The organism is Vibrio gazogenes, from assembly GCF_002196515.1.
Taxonomy (GTDB): domain Bacteria; phylum Pseudomonadota; class Gammaproteobacteria; order Enterobacterales; family Vibrionaceae; genus Vibrio; species Vibrio gazogenes_A.
Map to the genome: position 1 here is coordinate 377782 of NZ_CP018836.1, position 17054 is coordinate 394835.

General features: G+C 42.4%; 14 protein-coding genes. 7 read left to right on the forward strand and 7 right to left on the reverse strand.

What is annotated here, in order from left to right; translation table 11 throughout:
* Positions 1–63: 63 nt before the first annotated feature.
* The 5 genes from vxrA (at position 64) to BSQ33_RS21840 (ending at position 5208) form a co-directional block, all read left to right on the forward strand.
* Positions 64–1512 (forward strand): sensor histidine kinase VxrA, encoded by a 1449-nt coding sequence (vxrA, locus tag BSQ33_RS17315; RefSeq protein WP_027694033.1) that lies wholly within the window; start codon positions 64–66, stop codon positions 1510–1512.
* Positions 1487–2146 (forward strand): response regulator transcription factor VxrB, encoded by a 660-nt coding sequence (gene vxrB / locus BSQ33_RS17320; protein ID WP_021019283.1) that lies wholly within the window; start codon positions 1487–1489, stop codon positions 2144–2146. Before vxrA ends, vxrB begins: the two co-directional genes overlap by 26 nt.
* Positions 2146–3027 carry a DUF2861 family protein gene (locus BSQ33_RS17325; protein WP_021019284.1) on the forward strand — a complete coding sequence of 294 codons (882 nt, stop codon included), beginning with the start codon at positions 2146–2148 and terminating at the stop codon, positions 3025–3027. Before vxrB ends, BSQ33_RS17325 begins: the two co-directional genes overlap by 1 nt.
* Positions 3028–3087: 60 nt before the next feature.
* A complete protein-coding gene (locus tag BSQ33_RS17330) occupies positions 3088–4245 on the forward strand; it encodes a conjugal transfer protein TraF (RefSeq protein WP_088134779.1) in 1158 nt (385 codons plus the stop codon).
* Positions 4246–4815: 570 nt separating this feature from the next.
* The gene (locus BSQ33_RS21840; protein ID WP_088134780.1) at positions 4816–5208 is read left to right on the forward strand and encodes an SH3 domain-containing protein; all 393 of its coding nucleotides are present in this window, start codon (positions 4816–4818) and stop codon (positions 5206–5208) included.
* Between the two features lie 1111 nt (positions 5209–6319).
* Here BSQ33_RS21840 and BSQ33_RS17340 read toward each other — a convergent pair.
* The 3 genes from BSQ33_RS17340 to BSQ33_RS17350 all read right to left on the reverse strand — a co-directional run bounded on the left by BSQ33_RS17340 (position 6320) and on the right by BSQ33_RS17350 (position 8423).
* Positions 6320–7465, reverse strand: a complete 1146-nt coding sequence (locus BSQ33_RS17340; protein ID WP_088134781.1) for an iron-containing alcohol dehydrogenase — start codon at positions 7463–7465, stop codon at positions 6320–6322.
* A gap of 259 nt (positions 7466–7724) precedes the next feature.
* Positions 7725–8036, reverse strand: coding sequence for a stress response translation initiation inhibitor YciH (yciH, locus tag BSQ33_RS17345; protein WP_021019289.1), 312 nt, complete (start codon positions 8034–8036; stop codon positions 7725–7727).
* Between the two features lie 6 nt (positions 8037–8042).
* Positions 8043–8423 carry a DUF3319 domain-containing protein gene (locus tag BSQ33_RS17350; RefSeq protein WP_021019290.1) on the reverse strand — a complete coding sequence of 127 codons (381 nt, stop codon included), beginning with the start codon at positions 8421–8423 and terminating at the stop codon, positions 8043–8045.
* Positions 8424–8524: 101 nt separating this feature from the next.
* Between BSQ33_RS17350 and BSQ33_RS17355 the strand changes: the two genes are divergently transcribed.
* Positions 8525–9493 carry a tyrosine-type recombinase/integrase gene (locus BSQ33_RS17355; RefSeq protein ID WP_021019291.1) on the forward strand — a complete coding sequence of 323 codons (969 nt, stop codon included), beginning with the start codon at positions 8525–8527 and terminating at the stop codon, positions 9491–9493.
* Here the strand turns inward: BSQ33_RS17355 and BSQ33_RS17360 are convergent.
* Together BSQ33_RS17360 and BSQ33_RS17365 are read right to left on the reverse strand one after the other, a co-directional pair.
* Complete coding sequence (locus BSQ33_RS17360; protein ID WP_088134782.1) at positions 9474–10490, reverse strand: D-alanine--D-alanine ligase; 1017 nt, start codon at positions 10488–10490, stop codon at positions 9474–9476. The two genes, BSQ33_RS17355 and BSQ33_RS17360, sit on opposite strands and share 20 nt — an antisense overlap.
* Positions 10491–10639: 149 nt before the next feature.
* On the reverse strand, positions 10640–11206 hold the full coding sequence (locus BSQ33_RS17365) for an SPOR domain-containing protein (RefSeq protein WP_088135289.1): 567 nt from the start codon (positions 11204–11206) through the stop codon (positions 10640–10642).
* 215 nt (positions 11207–11421) lie between these two features.
* On the opposite strand from BSQ33_RS17365, the gene BSQ33_RS17370 reads away from it, so the two are divergent.
* Positions 11422–14118 carry a bifunctional acetate--CoA ligase family protein/GNAT family N-acetyltransferase gene (locus tag BSQ33_RS17370; RefSeq protein ID WP_088134783.1) on the forward strand — a complete coding sequence of 899 codons (2697 nt, stop codon included), beginning with the start codon at positions 11422–11424 and terminating at the stop codon, positions 14116–14118.
* Between the two features lie 71 nt (positions 14119–14189).
* Here the strand turns inward: BSQ33_RS17370 and BSQ33_RS17375 are convergent, their stop codons facing one another.
* A complete protein-coding gene (locus BSQ33_RS17375; protein WP_021019295.1) occupies positions 14190–15080 on the reverse strand; it encodes a LysR substrate-binding domain-containing protein in 891 nt (296 codons plus the stop codon).
* Positions 15081–15353: 273 nt separating this feature from the next.
* Positions 15354–17048, reverse strand: coding sequence for an SgrR family transcriptional regulator (locus BSQ33_RS17380; protein WP_021019296.1), 1695 nt, complete (start codon positions 17046–17048; stop codon positions 15354–15356).
* Positions 17049–17054: the final 6 nt, after the last annotated feature.

Sequence of the window (17054 nt, forward strand, 5' to 3'; positions counted from 1 at the left end):
ATTTTTGTCATAATGCTAACTGGATCATGAAACTTGCCTGAGAATATAGAGTCACATAACAAAATGATATTAAAACGATTCCTGCTGTTGTTCATGTTTATTATTCCATATGCATATGCGGACTCTTTGCCAGCAAGAATCGATAATTTTATATCCATGTTTAGATATGATGACGCACTTGTCTCATATGATTTGAGAAAAATAGAAGCTGAGTATGCCACCAGACTTATTACACCCGAATCCATGCTGCCTCAGACATTTCAATACCCTTTGAAAGACATTCAGCAGCTTTACGCTTTAGCACAACATTGCACCGGGAACCTACCTTTGAGCCCTTTAACCACAGAGCCGCTGGTTTTTACCCGGGCGATGTGTAAAGGGACGAAGCTCCCGTTGCGCTGGTTTGCAAGAAGCGCTTTGATTCATCCGGGTGGGGGAACATATGCTGCACGATATGTAAAAAAACACCCAGAGCTTTATGATGAGCTAAAAGTTTATATGCATATTCAGGAGCGTCCTCAAGCACCGAAAGATACTTTATTAGGGCGTTTGCAGCGGATGGACAGTGAATCTGTCACCTCATTAATTTCAGGTGATTCAATGTTCAGTGAGCAAGATGAGCTTTGGTTGAGAAAAGGTGATCGGTATTACGTTTTTGCTGATCATGTTTGGAAGAATAATGCCGAACAGGCTGGTTTAGTCTTCAGCTATGTCAATAATGAGGATTCAACTTGCTTTGTTCGACGCGGTAACCTGTGTTGGGAAGAAGAAGACCAATCGGATATTTTGCGTTATATCCTCGTTGGTCTTGTTGCTTTCAACGTATTACTCGTGATTAGTTGGTTTGTCTATCGTTGGAATACAAAGCGGCTTGAACTGAGAAGCCGTATGCTTATTTTACAGATATTGACACATGAATTACGGACACCGATTGCCAGTCTTTCATTGACTGTTGAAGGATTCAGACGAGAATTTGAGCGACTGCCTGAAAGTGTTTATGATGAATTTCGGCGATTATGTGAAGATTCCCGTCGTCTAAGGCAGTTGGCTGAGGCCAGTAAAGATTATTTACAATCCGATACCAAACCTTTAGCGGTGGATTGGGTACCGTCAGTCGCTGAGTGGTTAGAGTATAAATTAGAGGAAGAATTTGAATCATCTGTTCAATTCTCAATCAATCAGGATATTGCAGCAAAATTAAATGTCTATTGGTTGGGGACTTGTATTGATAATTTGCTAAGAAATGCCATTAAATATGGTATTGCCCCCGTGCAGTTGGATGTAACGACGTCAAGTCATATGGTTACGTTCAAGGTAATCGATCAGGGTTTGCTGACGCAGAAAGACTGGCGTCAGCTACGGAAGCCCTTTGTCAGTAAAAGTGGTTTAGGCCTAGGTTTAACAATAGTAGAATCGATGGTTGGAAGAATGGGAGGCAAGATGTCTCTAGTCGGGCCACCAACAACATTTATTTTGGAGATACCTTGTGAAACAGACGTTGCTTCTTGTTGAAGATGATAAAAACTTGGCTGATGGATTGTTAGTCAGTCTAGAACAAGCCGGATATAACTGTTTACATGCGGAGAAAATTTCAGAAGTAAGACAATATTGGGAACAGGCTGATTTAGTGATCTTAGATCGACAACTGCCTGATGGTGATTCGGTTGAACACCTTGTTGATTGGAAGAACCTGAAAGATGTTCCGGTTATTTTATTGACAGCTTTGGTCACAGTAAAAGATAAAGTCGCAGGACTTGATTCTGGTGCGAATGATTATCTAACCAAACCATTTGCTGAAGCTGAGTTATTTGCCAGAGTGCGGGCGCAACTTCGAGCGCCTGATGGCGAGTCGCAGGATGACACAAAGGTAGTCACAACAGAATTAACCATTGATAAAGCCACACGAGAAGTGCATTACAAAGGTGAGTTGATTACGTTGACCCGTACAGAGTTTGATTTACTACTATTTTTGGCCAGTAACTTAGGCAGAGTATTTACCAGAGATGAATTATTGGATCATGTATGGGGCTACAATCATTTTCCAACAACAAGAACCGTTGATACACATGTTCTGCAATTAAGACAAAAACTTCCCGGGCTAGAAATTGAAACGTTACGGGGTGTCGGCTATAAAATGAAAGCCTAATGATGAGAAAAAAGAGTTTTTTCTTACTGGGAGTACTGGCAAGTGCTCCCAGCTATTCTGTTTCCGCGGATTGGTTTGAACACAACACACCACTAACTCAGGCCCATGAACATTTACTGGAAGATGATCTGCCAAAAATGTTTAGCTCTTTAGTTGAAGTATGGCAGAACACTAAAAGTAACCATCTCAGCAGTCATCTGAATGATTTACTACTCCAATCTTTAAGTGCAGATTGTGGAAAGAGTCTGGAGCGAGACCCTTTTCCTGATTGGATCAAGTCTCTTGCCGTACGCAGAGTTGAGATTCAGAGTCCGGGGCGAGATGCATTTCAATTATTGATTGATATAGTGACAACGTCACAAGTGGAGGAAGTTTCATTCACGCGCTGGGTTGATCATTCCATTTCACTTGATAGCTCTTTTTCCCAGATAGAACGTGACGATGTCACAAATGAGCGGACTTACGTAAAACGTTATAATTTGAATAATCGTTTGTCTATGGGGCTTTACCGATTGATCGTTTCTCGAAAAAATGGTGAGTCGTGGAGTTCTTGGGTTATTCTTGATAATCCGAAAACCTATCATACGATTCATTGGCGTTCAAAAGAACAATGGGGAGTCGAAAAAACAGCGATTCCAAATCGTTACTGCCCATTACCGAAAATGAGAGTGTCTGCGTATAGCTATCATAGTGGAAAATACTCAGAAGTTTGGAAACAGACCTATGAGTCTAATTATCCGAGTGAGTTACCTGCGGATACATTGGAACCGGGACGATATGTTCTGGCCGTATCGATGAATCATCAGCGGTGGCAAGGGCCGATAACTATTGAGCAATCTCAAGTTATTAGTAAAACATATGATGTTTCACTAGAGGAATAGCTAAAGATATATAACAATCTGTCGTTATAAACATTAAATTTTATTCGGTTTATAGCGCATATGGATATACAACTAAAATATTTAATTCCGTCACTTCTCGTTGTTTCATCCGGAAGTATGGCAGCGTCCTACGCTGTTGAGGCCCGAGGGGATGCGATGGGAGGGACAGGCGTTGTTTCAGCCAACTATCTTACTGCTCCTTTCTATAATCCTGCAATTGTTGCCATTTATCGCAGAAATGATGATGCGGGAATGTTACTTCCTAGCTTTGGGCTCACTTATAACGATCCTGATGATATTTCCAATACAATCGATGATGTTGGTGATTTAATCAAAGATGTGGAAGGTGGAGATGCATCACAAGAAGCTAAGCTCCAGAGTCAGCTCGATGCGCTCAATGGCGGAGAGCTCAAAGCTGATATTGGTGGTGCGATCGCAATAGGAATTCCCAATCAATATATTTCGATGAATTTGTTTGGTAAAGCTTATGCAGAGACTTATGTCACACCATCAATTGCGACAACTGGCTCCTCAACGCTTGATAATGCACAGAATAGTACGATTGACGCGGTTTCTGTTGCGGTCACTGAAGTAGGTCTTTCTCTGGCAAAGTATCAAACATTTCTAGGGCAACATATCTCAGTCGGTGTGTCTCCGAAATTGCAACGAGTGTATACCTATGTATACGAAGCCAGTTTGAAAAACTACGATCTCAGTGATATCGATGCAAACAGTACCGGAGAAACGGTGTTTAACCTAGATGCTGGTCTGCTGTGGTTTTATGGTCCTGTAAGAGTTGGATTCGCCGCGACCAATTTGGTTTCTCGTGATATCACTACCCAACGAGTTGCTTCCAGTATATCCGGCAAAGCCGATCTACAATATAGTTATCAACTTAGACCTCTGTATACTGTTGGTGTTGGGCTGATTGGGGATTATGCCTCGATTAGTGTTGATTATGATCTGAATGAAGAAGAGCGCTATACCAATTTCAATGATAACACCCAGATGCTGCGTGTTGGTGGTGAAATCGATATTCTTCGTCAGCTAAAATTGCGAGCCGGGTATAAAAAGAACCTGGCTTATAGTGATTCTGACGGGGTCTACACTGCTGGGATAGGGCTTTCTCTGCTTGGATTGTTCGAACTTGATGCTGCTGTAAGCTATACCAATGAGCACGCCAAAGGTGCCTATGTGAACTTCCTGTCCACATATTAACGCGTTTATTCTTTTTCTACACACCGATCTAAGCTCTCTCTGAAAAGAGGGGGCTTTTTTATTTTCTGAAATATAAATCTTGTATATCAATATCACTGCGCGTAGTGATTACTTACATTACCTAGTTATTTCTCTATAGAAAATAAGTTGATCTTTTTCATGCTTGCCTTCATTATTTGCCGATATTTGAGTTAAAATTTATATTTTTCATTAACTTATAACAGTATATTCAACTTCCATAGAGTGATAGTTTACCGAGTATTAAGCTCCCCAAGGAGAGAGGATCTTTTTGGATCTCATGTTAGTGAATACTTCTACTGTGTGACAGTATCACTCTAGACATATATGCTAATGCACTATAACTAATATTTGTGGTAAAAATAAACAAGCAACATCACCGCAGCGCCAAAACATAGCAGCAGACGAAACCATTTATCTTTAATAGAAGAGGGTTGATATGGATTGAGCGTAGTCGAGTCAGGTAACACATTGCCGATTTGCAATGTTTCCATTCATCACTGGGATTATCTGGAATGAACCAGAATTCAGTCTCGTTTTTTGGTTATAAGCATGTGGCTTATAGTTGAGAAAATGAGGAGACAAGCACCGATCAATTCACCAATACTCGTAAAAAAGGACAACCTTGTGGTGACTCGTGTATCTCTTGGAAATACACATGCCACAAAGGAAATACTTCAATCTTCTTCAGGCTATAAATCATCTACATATCAACACCCAATTCAGGAAAATTGTATGCATGTGAAGTACATGTATGTGTTGGCCAATAAATTGAAAGAGCGGACAGGTCCAGGTCAAAATCATAAGGTTATTGGCACACTGACTAAAGGTGAAAAAGTACGAGTATTTAAAGCTGTACAAAGTAGTTCATGGTTAGCTATTTATTATGGTTCCAGTTATTACTGGGTTAGTGCCAAATATCTATCTGAAGTTAATCCTGAGTGATTCATTCATGCTCCTTGAAGGTAGAGATTTTGGCTATGATGTGGCTGCTGACAATCCAGATATTTCGAAGATTGAGTTAGAGTCAGAAATTTATAATTAATTATTTTATGAGATTAGAGATTTACCGTGGCTATTCAACGTTCAAAGATAACTACTGAACGTGTCTATAAGATGATTCACAGGTAATAATTGAAAACCCATAAGTTCGCATTATGGGTATGAATTATGTTGAGGGTTTGCTGAAAGCCTAGCGTGACCAAAGGGTGGGCGAACGAATTGCTGATTGTCGGCGCTTGCGGCGTACATGCTATGAGAGAGAATCGCTTTGAAGCGTTAGCCCGTACACATAATTCGCATAATGCGCAAAATCATTCTCTTATGGTATTATCTGTTTGTCTCAAATAAAAAGCCCAGTGCTGTAACACTGGACTTCTATTTATATTATTGAGATTAGTAGTTGGATGATTGTATCTATTAAGTTAATTATCGCTATTAGCAGAGCTATCATCTATTCCCTCCTTAGGGTTATTGACTGGCCCTTGAGAACCCTGTTTCTCAAGGGCTTTTCTATAAGTCATTGTACTTCATGACTTAATTTGATTAAATGCTTCGACCTGTACAACCTTAAAAACGTTAGAATATTCTAGTTTATATGTAATAAGTTTTATAATTTTGGAGTAGTTCCTCTCTATTTTTTAGTGTTCCTCTAGAATAAAATGTTGTATTCCAAAACTTGTTTTGACCAAGATTATCCATTTCAAAAGGTACGTTAAAGCCTTTTTTTAAAAGCATTTTAGAAATAATTAACATTCATTGGCTGTTTTTTGGTGCTGACGATGTAGATTTCATCCGCATGAGAATGGAGTTACTCCAAAAACAGATTTCATCATAGACGATTTAGGCACTCTAATAAAATTCCTCAAGTGCGCATTATGTACGTTATGTTAAATACTATAATTGAGTTGATTCAATTATAGTATTTAACTATCCCCTAATAATTTGTCTCTTACCCCACGTCAGGTTTGATGCTGTGATTCTCAAACAAGATTTCTAAATAGTAAAACGAGCACGGTGATTGGCCGCCCTCGTTTTATGCTTGAACGATAGAAAATTACTCGCCGTAATAGCTCTTACGGTATAGGCTCTTCACATCTTCAACAGTTGGTTTTCCTGGATTGGTTAATGTGCAAGGATCACCATAAGCTCGCTCACTCATTCTTTCCAATACTCGGATGAATTTTTCTTCGCTGAAATCAACTTCATCACAATCTTTAAAGCAGGATGGTATACCCAATGCTTTGTTTAGTTCTCTGACGGTTTGTGCCAGATCATTAATACCGAGAATGCTCTCAGCAAACTGATATTTAGTGGTGTATTGTCTATTAAAATCAATAATATATGGCAGAAGAATCGCGTTTGACAGACCATGTGTTACCCCAAACTCACCCCCGATTTTATGAGCGAGTGAATGGACCAATCCTAATGAAGCATTGGTAAACGCCATCCCTGCAAGTGCAGATGCATTGTGCATATTATAACGAGCTTCTTTATTGTCAGGTTCTTTATATGCTGTTTCAATGTTATCGATAACCAGCTTGATGGCTTCAATCGAGTACGGATCTGTAAATGATGTGGCAGCAATGGAAACCAGTGCCTCAGCAGCATGTGTCAAAACATCCATGCCGGTATTGGCGGTAATATGTGCTGGCATTGTTTCTGGTAGTTTGGGATCAAGAATCGCAATATCCGGCACCATGTCAGCAGCGACAATGGGATACTTGATATGATTCTCGGTATCTGTGATTACAGAGAATGCTGTAATTTCAGATGCGGTACCACTGGTTGATGGAATGGCAATAAATTTTGCTTTTTGACGTAGTGCCGGCATGGAGCCGACTTCAATGATATCTTCAAATTTTAAGTGAGGATGTTCATAAAAGCACCACATGACTTTGGCGGCATCAAGAGCGGATCCGCCCCCTATCGCTACAATCCAGTCAGGCTCGAAACTCATCATTGCCTCGGCACCACGCCATACGGTTTTGACAGATGGATTTGGCTCAACACCATCAATAATGATGCTATGGATCCCTGCTTGAGACAGATAATCTTGGCATTGCGTCAAAAATCCAAATTTTTTCATTGAGCTTCCACCGGTCACAATCACCGCCTTTTGGCCTTTTAACGTTGCCAGTTCAGCCAGAGCCCCCTCGCCATAGATAATATCCCTGGGTACAGAAAATCTCATGACACTCATATTTATCTCCTATAGTTTGCATATGAAAATGTGACAACCATAAGATATGCTCACAAGCGCACTGAAACACTGATTTGAATCATTAATCACGGATAAATTCTATAGATATGAAATCACTAGATATTTTTTGTACAACAGGAGAAATAAGAATGGCTTAAGTCCGCCAAGGAAACACAAATTTTATGTGTGTTAGAATAAAAAAGACCCCAGTGTGACGTTGTCACTCGGAAGCCTTTTGATTGATTTCATCGGAAATAAATTAACCACCGGCGAGTTTAACGGTATGGCCTTTCTTTTCCAGAAGCATTTTGATTTTTTCTCGATCATCACCTTGGATTTCAATCTGCCCGTCTTTTACTGCACCACCACAGCCACAATGTTTTTTTAATTCTGCTGCCAAGAGTTTCAATGCAGCATCATCAAGATCAAGACCGGTGATAACACAAACACCTTTGCCTTTTCGTCCCTTGGTTTGTCTTTGTATTCTCACAATACCATCGCCTTTCGGCCGCTGAGGCTGTGATTCCTCAGGTTTAATACGTCCAACTTCAGTGGAATATACTAATGTCATATTTGATTACTTCTTTGCTGCCGCCGCAGCTTTCGCCTGACGGAGTTCTATAATTGTTTTTTCAATGTGTTTTTCAATTGCGAGTTTGGAGCCCTTAAGTAGTCGGCCATTGAATATACAGTACCAATCATTCGGCTCACCAGTATCATTTTTCAGAGTAAAGCCAGCAAACTGCTCTTGTTTCGCTGTCTGTTGCTCTCTTTTTACTTCGATGTTGGTAAACTCTTTGGGATCAATAATCGAAGCAGTATCACACCACCAATCAATACTCTTCTGCACGGCTGCTTTATTACCGGAAAGAACATGATTCTTTATTTTTACTTGCCAGACATCACTGGATTGACCGGCAGATTTGAGGGTAAATCCTCGGTATGTTGCAACAGCCATATGTCTACTCAGCCCTTTTATGTATTTCCATTTAATATTAATTGTAATCGGCACATGATCAAGTATATTTAGGGCTAATAGACTAGTTATAGTGCATTAAAATGTTAAAAAAACCAATATTAATCACAAAAAAGACAATAATTGAAAATTATACCAAGCGGCTTTGTGATTTTGTCGATAAAGAACAACTCGATGAATTAACTCAATATCAGTATTCAAACAGTTCTTTACTTGCGATGGTTAAAGACTGGAATCTATTTGTAGCATTTTGTCAGAATCAGCATGTTGTTCCTTATCCAGCATCTCCGGACATGATTCGTCTTTTTCTTGAAAAAGAATCACGAGTCAGAAAGTTTTCAACCTTGCGTCGTTACAGCGTCACGATGACAGTGCTACATAAGTTGCTTGGGTATCCAGACCCAATCACAAACCATCAAGTCCGTTTACTCCTCATGTCTTTAAGAACAGAAAAAAAAGGCGATAATAGTCAAGCAGATGCGTTAGGCCGGGAACATCTTGAGCAACTCGATACCAAGCTTGCTACATCGAAAGCAGCCAAAGATATTCGAGATCTCGCCATCTATCATCTGATGTTTGAGTGCATACTGAAACGAGTAGAGCTCAGAGAGCTCCGCGTCGAACAGCTCACCTTTTACTCAGCCACTGAGGTACAAGTTGAACTCAGAGGCAATGGTTATCAACTTTCTCCACAAGCTTCAGAAGCCGTTCACCGTTGGTATCAACTGATTGATATCCACGCTTCACCTTATGTCTTTCGTTCGATCGATCGTCATCAAAACATCGGAATTGAAAAACTGAATGACTCATCGATCTATCGAATTTTAAGAGGAGCAGGAGAACGACTAGGCATTGCTCACCTTAAATTCTCAGGTCAGTCGACTCGGATCGGAGCAACACAAGAGCTCTATCAACAAGGGATGAAAATCAAAGAGATTCAGTCTTTTGGTCGCTGGCAAAGCCCTGTGATGCCTTCTCAGTATGTTGGAAAGCATCGTCAGGCTGAAATAGGAATGCAACAATTTAAATCGTTTAAGCCTTGGAAGTCGTAACTTGTTCTAATGAACGTTCAATACAATCCGTTAAGAAATCCGCCATGTGATGGCCATTATTTTCCAACATTTTTGGGAACATTGAGATGGGCGTCATTCCCGGGAATGTATTCACTTCGTTCAAATAGATATGTCCATCTGAGGTCAAGAAAAAATCAATCCGAGCAAGATGTCGAAGTTTCATATGACGGAATACTTTCTCGCTGTATTCACGAATGGAAGCAAGCTGTTTAGCAGTCAAACCTTCAGCCTCAACTTTGGTATAGGAATGGCTGGTTTGACTATATTTCTCTTCATAGGTGTAAAAAGCATCAGCCGGAGCAATGACCTCACCGGGAGCCGAGATATGAAGTTCCCCACCGATTTCATAAGCAGCGACTTCTAGCTCTCTCGGCTTCACTGCTTGTTCAACGAGAACCTGTTCCGAAAACTGAAATGCCGAGGTGACCGACTGGCGTAATTGCGCCAAATCAGTGACCTTGTAACAACCAACTGAAGAACCTTGTCGCGCAGCTTTGACAAATAAGGCTCCCCAACGATGCAATGCGTCTTCACATTGTTCAACCGTTTGATCTGTGAATTCAGACAGGAATAAATAAGGCGTATTAGGCACGCCTAACGCATCATACCAAAGCTTCGAGGTAATTTTATTAAAGCTATTTGAACTCGCTTCGGGACCACATCCCAGATATGGAATGGCTGCTAATTCAAGCATCGACTGAATATCACCGGTCTCTCCGGGATAACCATGGATACAGGGCACCACAAAATCAATTTTCTGACGACTGACATCAGTATTCAGTGTCGCTGTATTGGTATCCAGATATGCCAGATGGCCATCTTCGGTCAACCACCCGTCAGGTGTCATTTCAATACGTTCGACGTCAAAGTGAGGATTCGTTTGGAGCTGTTCCTGAACATAATTCGCAGAAACCAATGACACCTCATGTTCTGATGAACCACCACCACAAAGCAATAATATATTGATACGGCCCATTATTCTTCCACAGTTCCTTTCAGTTTAAATCGCCCCTATCATAGATAATTCCAGACAAAGTTGTAGTCTTATCTTTCTCTAAGCGGCTAACCGGTCTTTATTTATACAAAAAAGTCACACAAAAAAAGGGCCTGAGGCCCTTTTTCTATCTAATTAAGTTTGTTTAAAGTCGGATATTCTGAATTTTTAATGGCGTCAATACTTTTAACAAAAGGTTTGAGTTGACGGAATTCAGCCGGCAGCATCTGAATTGCCTGACGTGCTTTAGCTCGCGTAGCAAAATCACCGTATAAGACCGTATACCACTTCGTCCCATTCACGACTTTATAGTTTTCCCAAACAGGCTGACCATCTTTGGGAAGCTTGTTAGAAAATCGATCCACTTTACTTTGACTACCAACGGCAACCACCTGAATGGTGTAACCAAAACGTGGATTCATTGCCACCTGTTTTGCTGTTGGCGGAGTAATCGTCACAGCGGTCTGACTTGGTTGAGACATTTTTTTAGATGTCGCTGGTTGCTCTGTCGTCCGAACCACATTCATCTCTGTCACACCTTCAGCGGTTGTTCCCTGCTGAGAAACCACCGGCTGCTGTATTTTGGCCGTGGGATATTCTTCCTGGTAGCTTTCAGTTGTCACGTCCGTTACATAGGTACCAGAAGAGCATGCCGCCAGCAGTAACGTAGACAAACCGAGAATGACTTTTTTTTCCATAGTTTTCGTGCCTTTCATAAAGAGTGTATCAATCATGCCCATAGCCGAGTCTAGAATCAAGTTTAGGTAATAAATTCAAATGAATAACATGTGATATAAAACACAAAGTATTAAACAATATTAAGCGAATATCCAAGTTTTGCCTTCCATATCTCTGCTTTCATCAATCCAATTGTATAATCAGACGGATATCCTTGCTGATGTGAGAAATAAAAATGAACAACCTGTCTCATTTTTTAAAGCCCAGATCGGTTGCCGTCATTGGTGCCTCCAATCGCCCACTACGAGCTGGTCATGTCGTGATGAAAAACCTGCTCAGCGGTAACTTTGATGGCACGGTCATGCCGGTCACCCCCCGTTATACCTCAGTATGTGGCGTGCTGGCTTATAAAACCATTGACTCGCTGCCTATCATACCGGATATCGCAGTTTTATGTACGCACGCCTCAAGAAATATTTCGCTTTTCCACCAGCTTGCCGAGAAAAAAGTCGCTTATGTGGTGGTCTTATCTTCAGATATGTATAGCAATGATTCAGAAGAACATCAGATTCAACAACAGTGTCTTGCTATCGCAAAAGCGGCCAATATGCGGATTGTTGGCCCAAATAGTCTGGGGATCATCCTCCCTTGGATCTCATTTAATGCTTCCTTTTCTCCGGTCCCTGCCTTAAAAGGCAATATTGCCTTTATTTCTCAGTCAGCAGCCGTGTGTACAACCATTCTGGACTGGGCCAATGAAAAACAGATTGGCTTTTCTGCCTTTATTTCTCTGGGCAATGCATCAGATATTGATTTCAATGATCTACTTGATCATCTCAGTACAGATCGCCACACCGATGCGATTTTGCTCTACATCGATACAATTCGGAATGCCAGACGATTTATCTCTGCGGCCCGGGCGGCCTCGCGGAATCGGCGAATTCTGGTATTAAAAGGCGGAAGAACGCTGGAAGGTAGAAAAGCCGCCAAAGCACATACCGGTGGTATCGATACCCTCGATATTATTTATGACTCTGCCATTCGACGTAGCGGTATGTTACGTGTTCATAACACACATGAGCTGTTTGCCGCAGTGGAAACCTTAACTCACCCACTCCCACTCCGTGGTGAACGTCTGGCAATTATCACCAATGGTGGCGGGCCAGCCATTATGGCTATTGATACCCTACTCGAACGCGGCGGCAAGTTAGCTCGGCTGGATGATGACATCATGCACAAACTTGATCAGTGTTTGCCGCCAAGTTGGTCACACGCCAACCCCATTGATCTTGTGGGCGATGCCGGGCATCAGCGCTATGTATCAGCACTGAATGCCGTGTTAGATTCAGACGTTGCCGATGCGATTTTGATTATGCATTGTCCTTCAGCCGTTGCAGAATCAGAGCAGACGGCTCAAGCTGTGATTGATGCCTTAGACCAGCATCCACGCAGCCGCCAGTTTAACATTTTGACCAATTGGTCGGGTGAACTCACCGCCAAAGCGGCTCGGCAACGATTCTATCAAGCCGGAATTCCAACTTACCGGACGCCGGAAAGTGCGGTGACCGCATTCATGCACATGGTTGAGTACAAGCGAAATCAAAAGCAATTGATGGAAACACCAACGACTGCTGATTTTCTTCCACCAGAAAAAATTCAAAAAGCCCAAAAGTGGATTCAAGAACATCTCCATCTTGCGAATCAGCAAGCAACATTACTCGATACTCACCAAATCGGTGATTTGCTGACCTGTTTTGAGTTTGATGTACTCCCCACTTGGATGGCACAAGATAGTAGCGAAGCCGTCCATATTGCCGAAACCATCGGTTATCCGGTTGCGGTCAAATTACGCTCACCGGATATCGCACATAAATCTGACGTACAAGGCGTCATGCTCAACCTCAGGAATCGTCACGAAGTTGAAAGCGCCTCACAAGCGATCCTCGACCGGGTAAGTCTGTCTTATCCGGCAGCTTTGATTCATGGCTTAGTTGTCCAAGGCATGGCGAAACTTGCTGGCGGTGAAGAACTGCGGATCAAAGTCAAACATGACGATACCTTCGGCCCGGTCATTCTTCTGGGACAAGGAGGCTCCGAATGGCAAGAAGCAACAGATGCCGAAGCTGCCCTGCCTCCGTTGAATATGACATTGGCAAGATATTTAATTATCCAAGCGATCAAGAACAATAAAGTCCGCCTGCAAAAACTTCCGGAACCGATTGATATTGAAGGGCTGTCTCAGTTTTTAGTGAGACTTTCACAATTCATCGAAACGTGTCCTGAAGTTCATGAATTAGATATTCATCCCCTGCTAGTCAATGGCCATCAATTTACGATTTTGGATGCCGATTTACATCTCAAACCTTACCACGGTGATGCGCAACAGCGGTTAGCCATCCGTCCCTATCCGTCTGAGATGGAAGAAGAGATAGTCATGAAAAACCAAGAATCTATTTTGATTCGCCCGATTTTGCCGGAAGATGAACCCGATCATGCAGACTTCATCAGTAAAGTCTCCAAAGAGGATCTGTATAAACGCTTTTTTACGGAAGTGGGTGAATTCAACCATGAAGCCTTAGCAAATATGACTCAGATTGATTATGACCGGGAAATGGCTTTTGTTGCGGTTCAAGCATTCCCTGAACATGAGATTATCGGAGTCTCGCGAGCATTAATCTCACCGGACAACAGTGACGCAGAATTTGCAATTCTAATCCGCTCCGACTTAAAAGGCTTGGGACTGGGACGCATTCTGATGAGAAAAATTATCGACTATTGTACAAATAAAGGAACGCAACAAATATCAGGCATCACCATGCCAAGTAACCAAGGGATGTTATCACTGGCTCAGAAACTCGGATTTCATGTGGAAGTTCATTTCGAAGATGGGACGGCAGAAATGCAACTGCTATTATCGCAAGCGAGTGAATGATATCGGTCAAACGAAACGGAGTCACTTGTCTGCGACTCCGTTCTCTTTTTTCTTGATGTCATCTGACTCATTCAATTGAGTAAGTTCCAATGTTTTTTCAGATACTGAATACACCAAGATTTGGCTTCACCCATTTTATTTCGACGCCAAGCCAGCACTAATTCTGCATCGTTCTTTTCCGTACCATGAATGATTTGTAGCTTGCCTGCATCAATCAAAGGCTGCGCTACCTGTTGTGGTAGCGTCCCAATCCCAAGCCCGGATGTCAGCGCCTGACACTTAGCCGCAAAATTTGTCACGGTCAGTCGCGGTTGTTTGTGCAGTATATTGACACTGAGTGGTGGTTGTTCTCTGGCGGTATCAGCAATCGCAACAATCCGATACTTCTGGCGCGCATTTTCATCAAACACACCACTCCGTTTATGGACATAATGTCCGGTTGCGGCCACCCACACCATCGACATTGATCCCAATGACTCAACTTTGACATCATGTGGCATGGTTTCCAGCCGAGGACAAATCAAGAGATCGGCCCGATCCGATGCCAGTGATTCCCAGCATCCCGCCAAAATTTCCTCCTGAAGCCGTACTCTGGTTTTACTCACATTGCCGAGAGCTTCCACCAGTGGAAAGAAATTATCCACAGGAATGATACCATCATAAGCCAACGTCAAATCCAGCTCCCAGCCATTTGCCAGCACCGTTGCATCATTCACCAGCTTGTCGGTTTCAGAGAGAATTTGTCGGCCGTGATCCAGTAGTAATCGTCCGGCATCAGTAAAACTGGCCTTATGACCGGAGCGGTCAAAAATGATGATATCAAGATCCTGCTCCAGTTTTTGAATCTGATAACTCAGGGAACTTGGTGCACGATTCATCTCATGTGCCGCCGCCGCAAAACTGCCACGTCGTTCGATCGCATCGAGAATGTAAAGTGCTTCTAATGTAATAGGACTATGCAAAATCAGTATCCTTAAGCTATTTTCGTAAACGCAGGTTAAAAACCATATGATTGAGAATGTATATTTGTTCAAACTCATTGATGAAACACATGAAGCTCCACTCAGGCTCAATATCGATAAATTGCCACCATCAAATATGTCGACATTCAAGTATTATACAAAAAGATCTCGGGTTGATAGCGGACACATATTGACTGATGGCATATCATTTTGCACCACTTCGCCAAACCGCAGTAAAAAACACACCCGGAAAATGATGGATATGGATGATGTTCAATCCAGCTTCGGCTTGACCCATACCCGACCAAAATCAAACCATCCCAGTGCATTGCATTTAGCATTCTGCAATGCGCCACACTGGTCATGACTGATGCCAAACCAACTGTGAAACAGGGGAACAATTTGATATTTTTCAATCACAGACTTACCAATTTCTCTTGCCGGAAAGGGCTGATCAGGCTCGCACCGCCAGTCATCAATCAACTGCTGCCAATCGGCAAAGTCCTCTGGCTGACTGGTTTGACTAACATCAGAATAATCCAAGAGCCATCCCGCCAGTGCATCATCGCGATGGTTTGATATACCCATGGCTTTTATCCAAATATCAATCTCTTGGGTTACATCGACGACGCCATTCTCATACGTGCTCAGTTCAACCTGAATACCATCTTGCATCAATACAGCCTGAATCACGTCAACCAAATGGGGATACATCGGATGCTTGGCATGATAGGCAATCCGAACCGGGCGCGTGATCTCTGGGAGAATAATGTGGCGACAGGAACGATGGTGATACCACCCTGGTTTCAACCCGTGGGCAGGTAACATTCCCCACGTCACAACCGTTTCTTCCGGCAAGAGACTAAATAGGTTGAGTCCGCTCAGTTTACTACTCAAATATTCAGCCCACACCCGATCACAGGCAATCCCGTCTCTACGGTTCAATTGTAGGTAAATACACCCCGGATCCAAATCAACATCTTCACGAGACGCGCCACGTCTCAGCCTGAGAGGCGTATTCAAGGTTGGAAAAACCAAAGAAGAGTCGGCTTCATCGATGACACAGACTTCAATCTGATCGAGCAACGGACGATAACCGAAATAACTATCAAATGCTTCCAGAATCAATCGTTTATCATCATTAATCACCACTTTAAATGGTCCGGTACCAATTGGCATGACATCAAATTCGTTCTCTTGCTGAACGTTGGGACTCACAATTCTTGCACACGTTTCAGCCAATAAAATCGGTAAATGTAAATCAGGTTTACTCAAATGAATATCAATCACCCAATCTCCGGGCGATGAAACGCCCTCAATATGATGAAACAATCTGAAATGCTGCAACTCACGAAGACTGTCAACCACCAATTCTGATGTCAGCAATTGACCATTATGGAACCGGACACCGGGACGTAAATAAAACCGCCAATGATTTGCAGACAGACTCTGCCAGCTATGTGCCAGATCGGGCTGAAGGACTTCATTCTCATCGAAAGTTGTAAGACCGCTAAAAACTTGCCGGGCAATATGTTGTTCAGAACGTCGCATCGGTTTACGAGGGTTGAGCATCGATAACGGACGATAGTAAGGCAGGCGAACAACTTGGCGTCCCTGCTGATGCTGAACACCGAGATAGTTTTGAATGACTTGGGTCAGTTTATCAGCATTCTGATCCAGTACGGAGAACGCCTGCCCGAACTTTCCTTCTTCAAGGTACCGTCTGGCCAGATTTTCACTGACATCATTCCGACTGCGTTTAAAAATCAGGTGCGATAATTTGCCCCGGCCAGCCGCCGGATGCCACTCAATCCAACCTTCTTCTTCCATCTTATTCAAGACAATACGGGCATTACGGCGCGTACAAAACAGTATATCCGTCACATCTTCTAAATGGACTTCCGTATTTTGACCTTCAAAGTGTTCGAATAAGGTTTCAAACTGGACACGTAATCTTGGACTACTCATAAAAAT

Coding starts and splice junctions, on each gene's coding strand:
- vxrA (WP_027694033.1), top strand. CDS start 64: ATGATATTAAAACGATTCCTGCTGTTGTTCATGTTTATTATTCCATAT.
- BSQ33_RS17325 (WP_021019284.1), top strand. CDS start 2,146: ATGATGAGAAAAAAGAGTTTTTTCTTACTGGGAGTACTGGCAAGTGCT.
- BSQ33_RS17330 (WP_088134779.1), top strand. CDS start 3,088: ATGGATATACAACTAAAATATTTAATTCCGTCACTTCTCGTTGTTTCA.
- BSQ33_RS21840 (WP_088134780.1), top strand. CDS start 4,816: ATGTGGCTTATAGTTGAGAAAATGAGGAGACAAGCACCGATCAATTCA.
- BSQ33_RS17340 (WP_088134781.1), bottom strand. CDS start 7,465: ATGAGTGTCATGAGATTTTCTGTACCCAGGGATATTATCTATGGCGAG.
- yciH (WP_021019289.1), bottom strand. CDS start 8,036: ATGACATTAGTATATTCCACTGAAGTTGGACGTATTAAACCTGAGGAA.
- BSQ33_RS17350 (WP_021019290.1), bottom strand. CDS start 8,423: ATGGCTGTTGCAACATACCGAGGATTTACCCTCAAATCTGCCGGTCAA.
- BSQ33_RS17355 (WP_021019291.1), top strand. CDS start 8,525: ATGTTAAAAAAACCAATATTAATCACAAAAAAGACAATAATTGAAAAT.
- BSQ33_RS17360 (WP_088134782.1), bottom strand. CDS start 10,490: ATGGGCCGTATCAATATATTATTGCTTTGTGGTGGTGGTTCATCAGAA.
- BSQ33_RS17365 (WP_088135289.1), bottom strand. CDS start 11,206: ATGGAAAAAAAAGTCATTCTCGGTTTGTCTACGTTACTGCTGGCGGCA.
- BSQ33_RS17370 (WP_088134783.1), top strand. CDS start 11,422: ATGAACAACCTGTCTCATTTTTTAAAGCCCAGATCGGTTGCCGTCATT.
- BSQ33_RS17380 (WP_021019296.1), bottom strand. CDS start 17,048: ATGAGTAGTCCAAGATTACGTGTCCAGTTTGAAACCTTATTCGAACAC.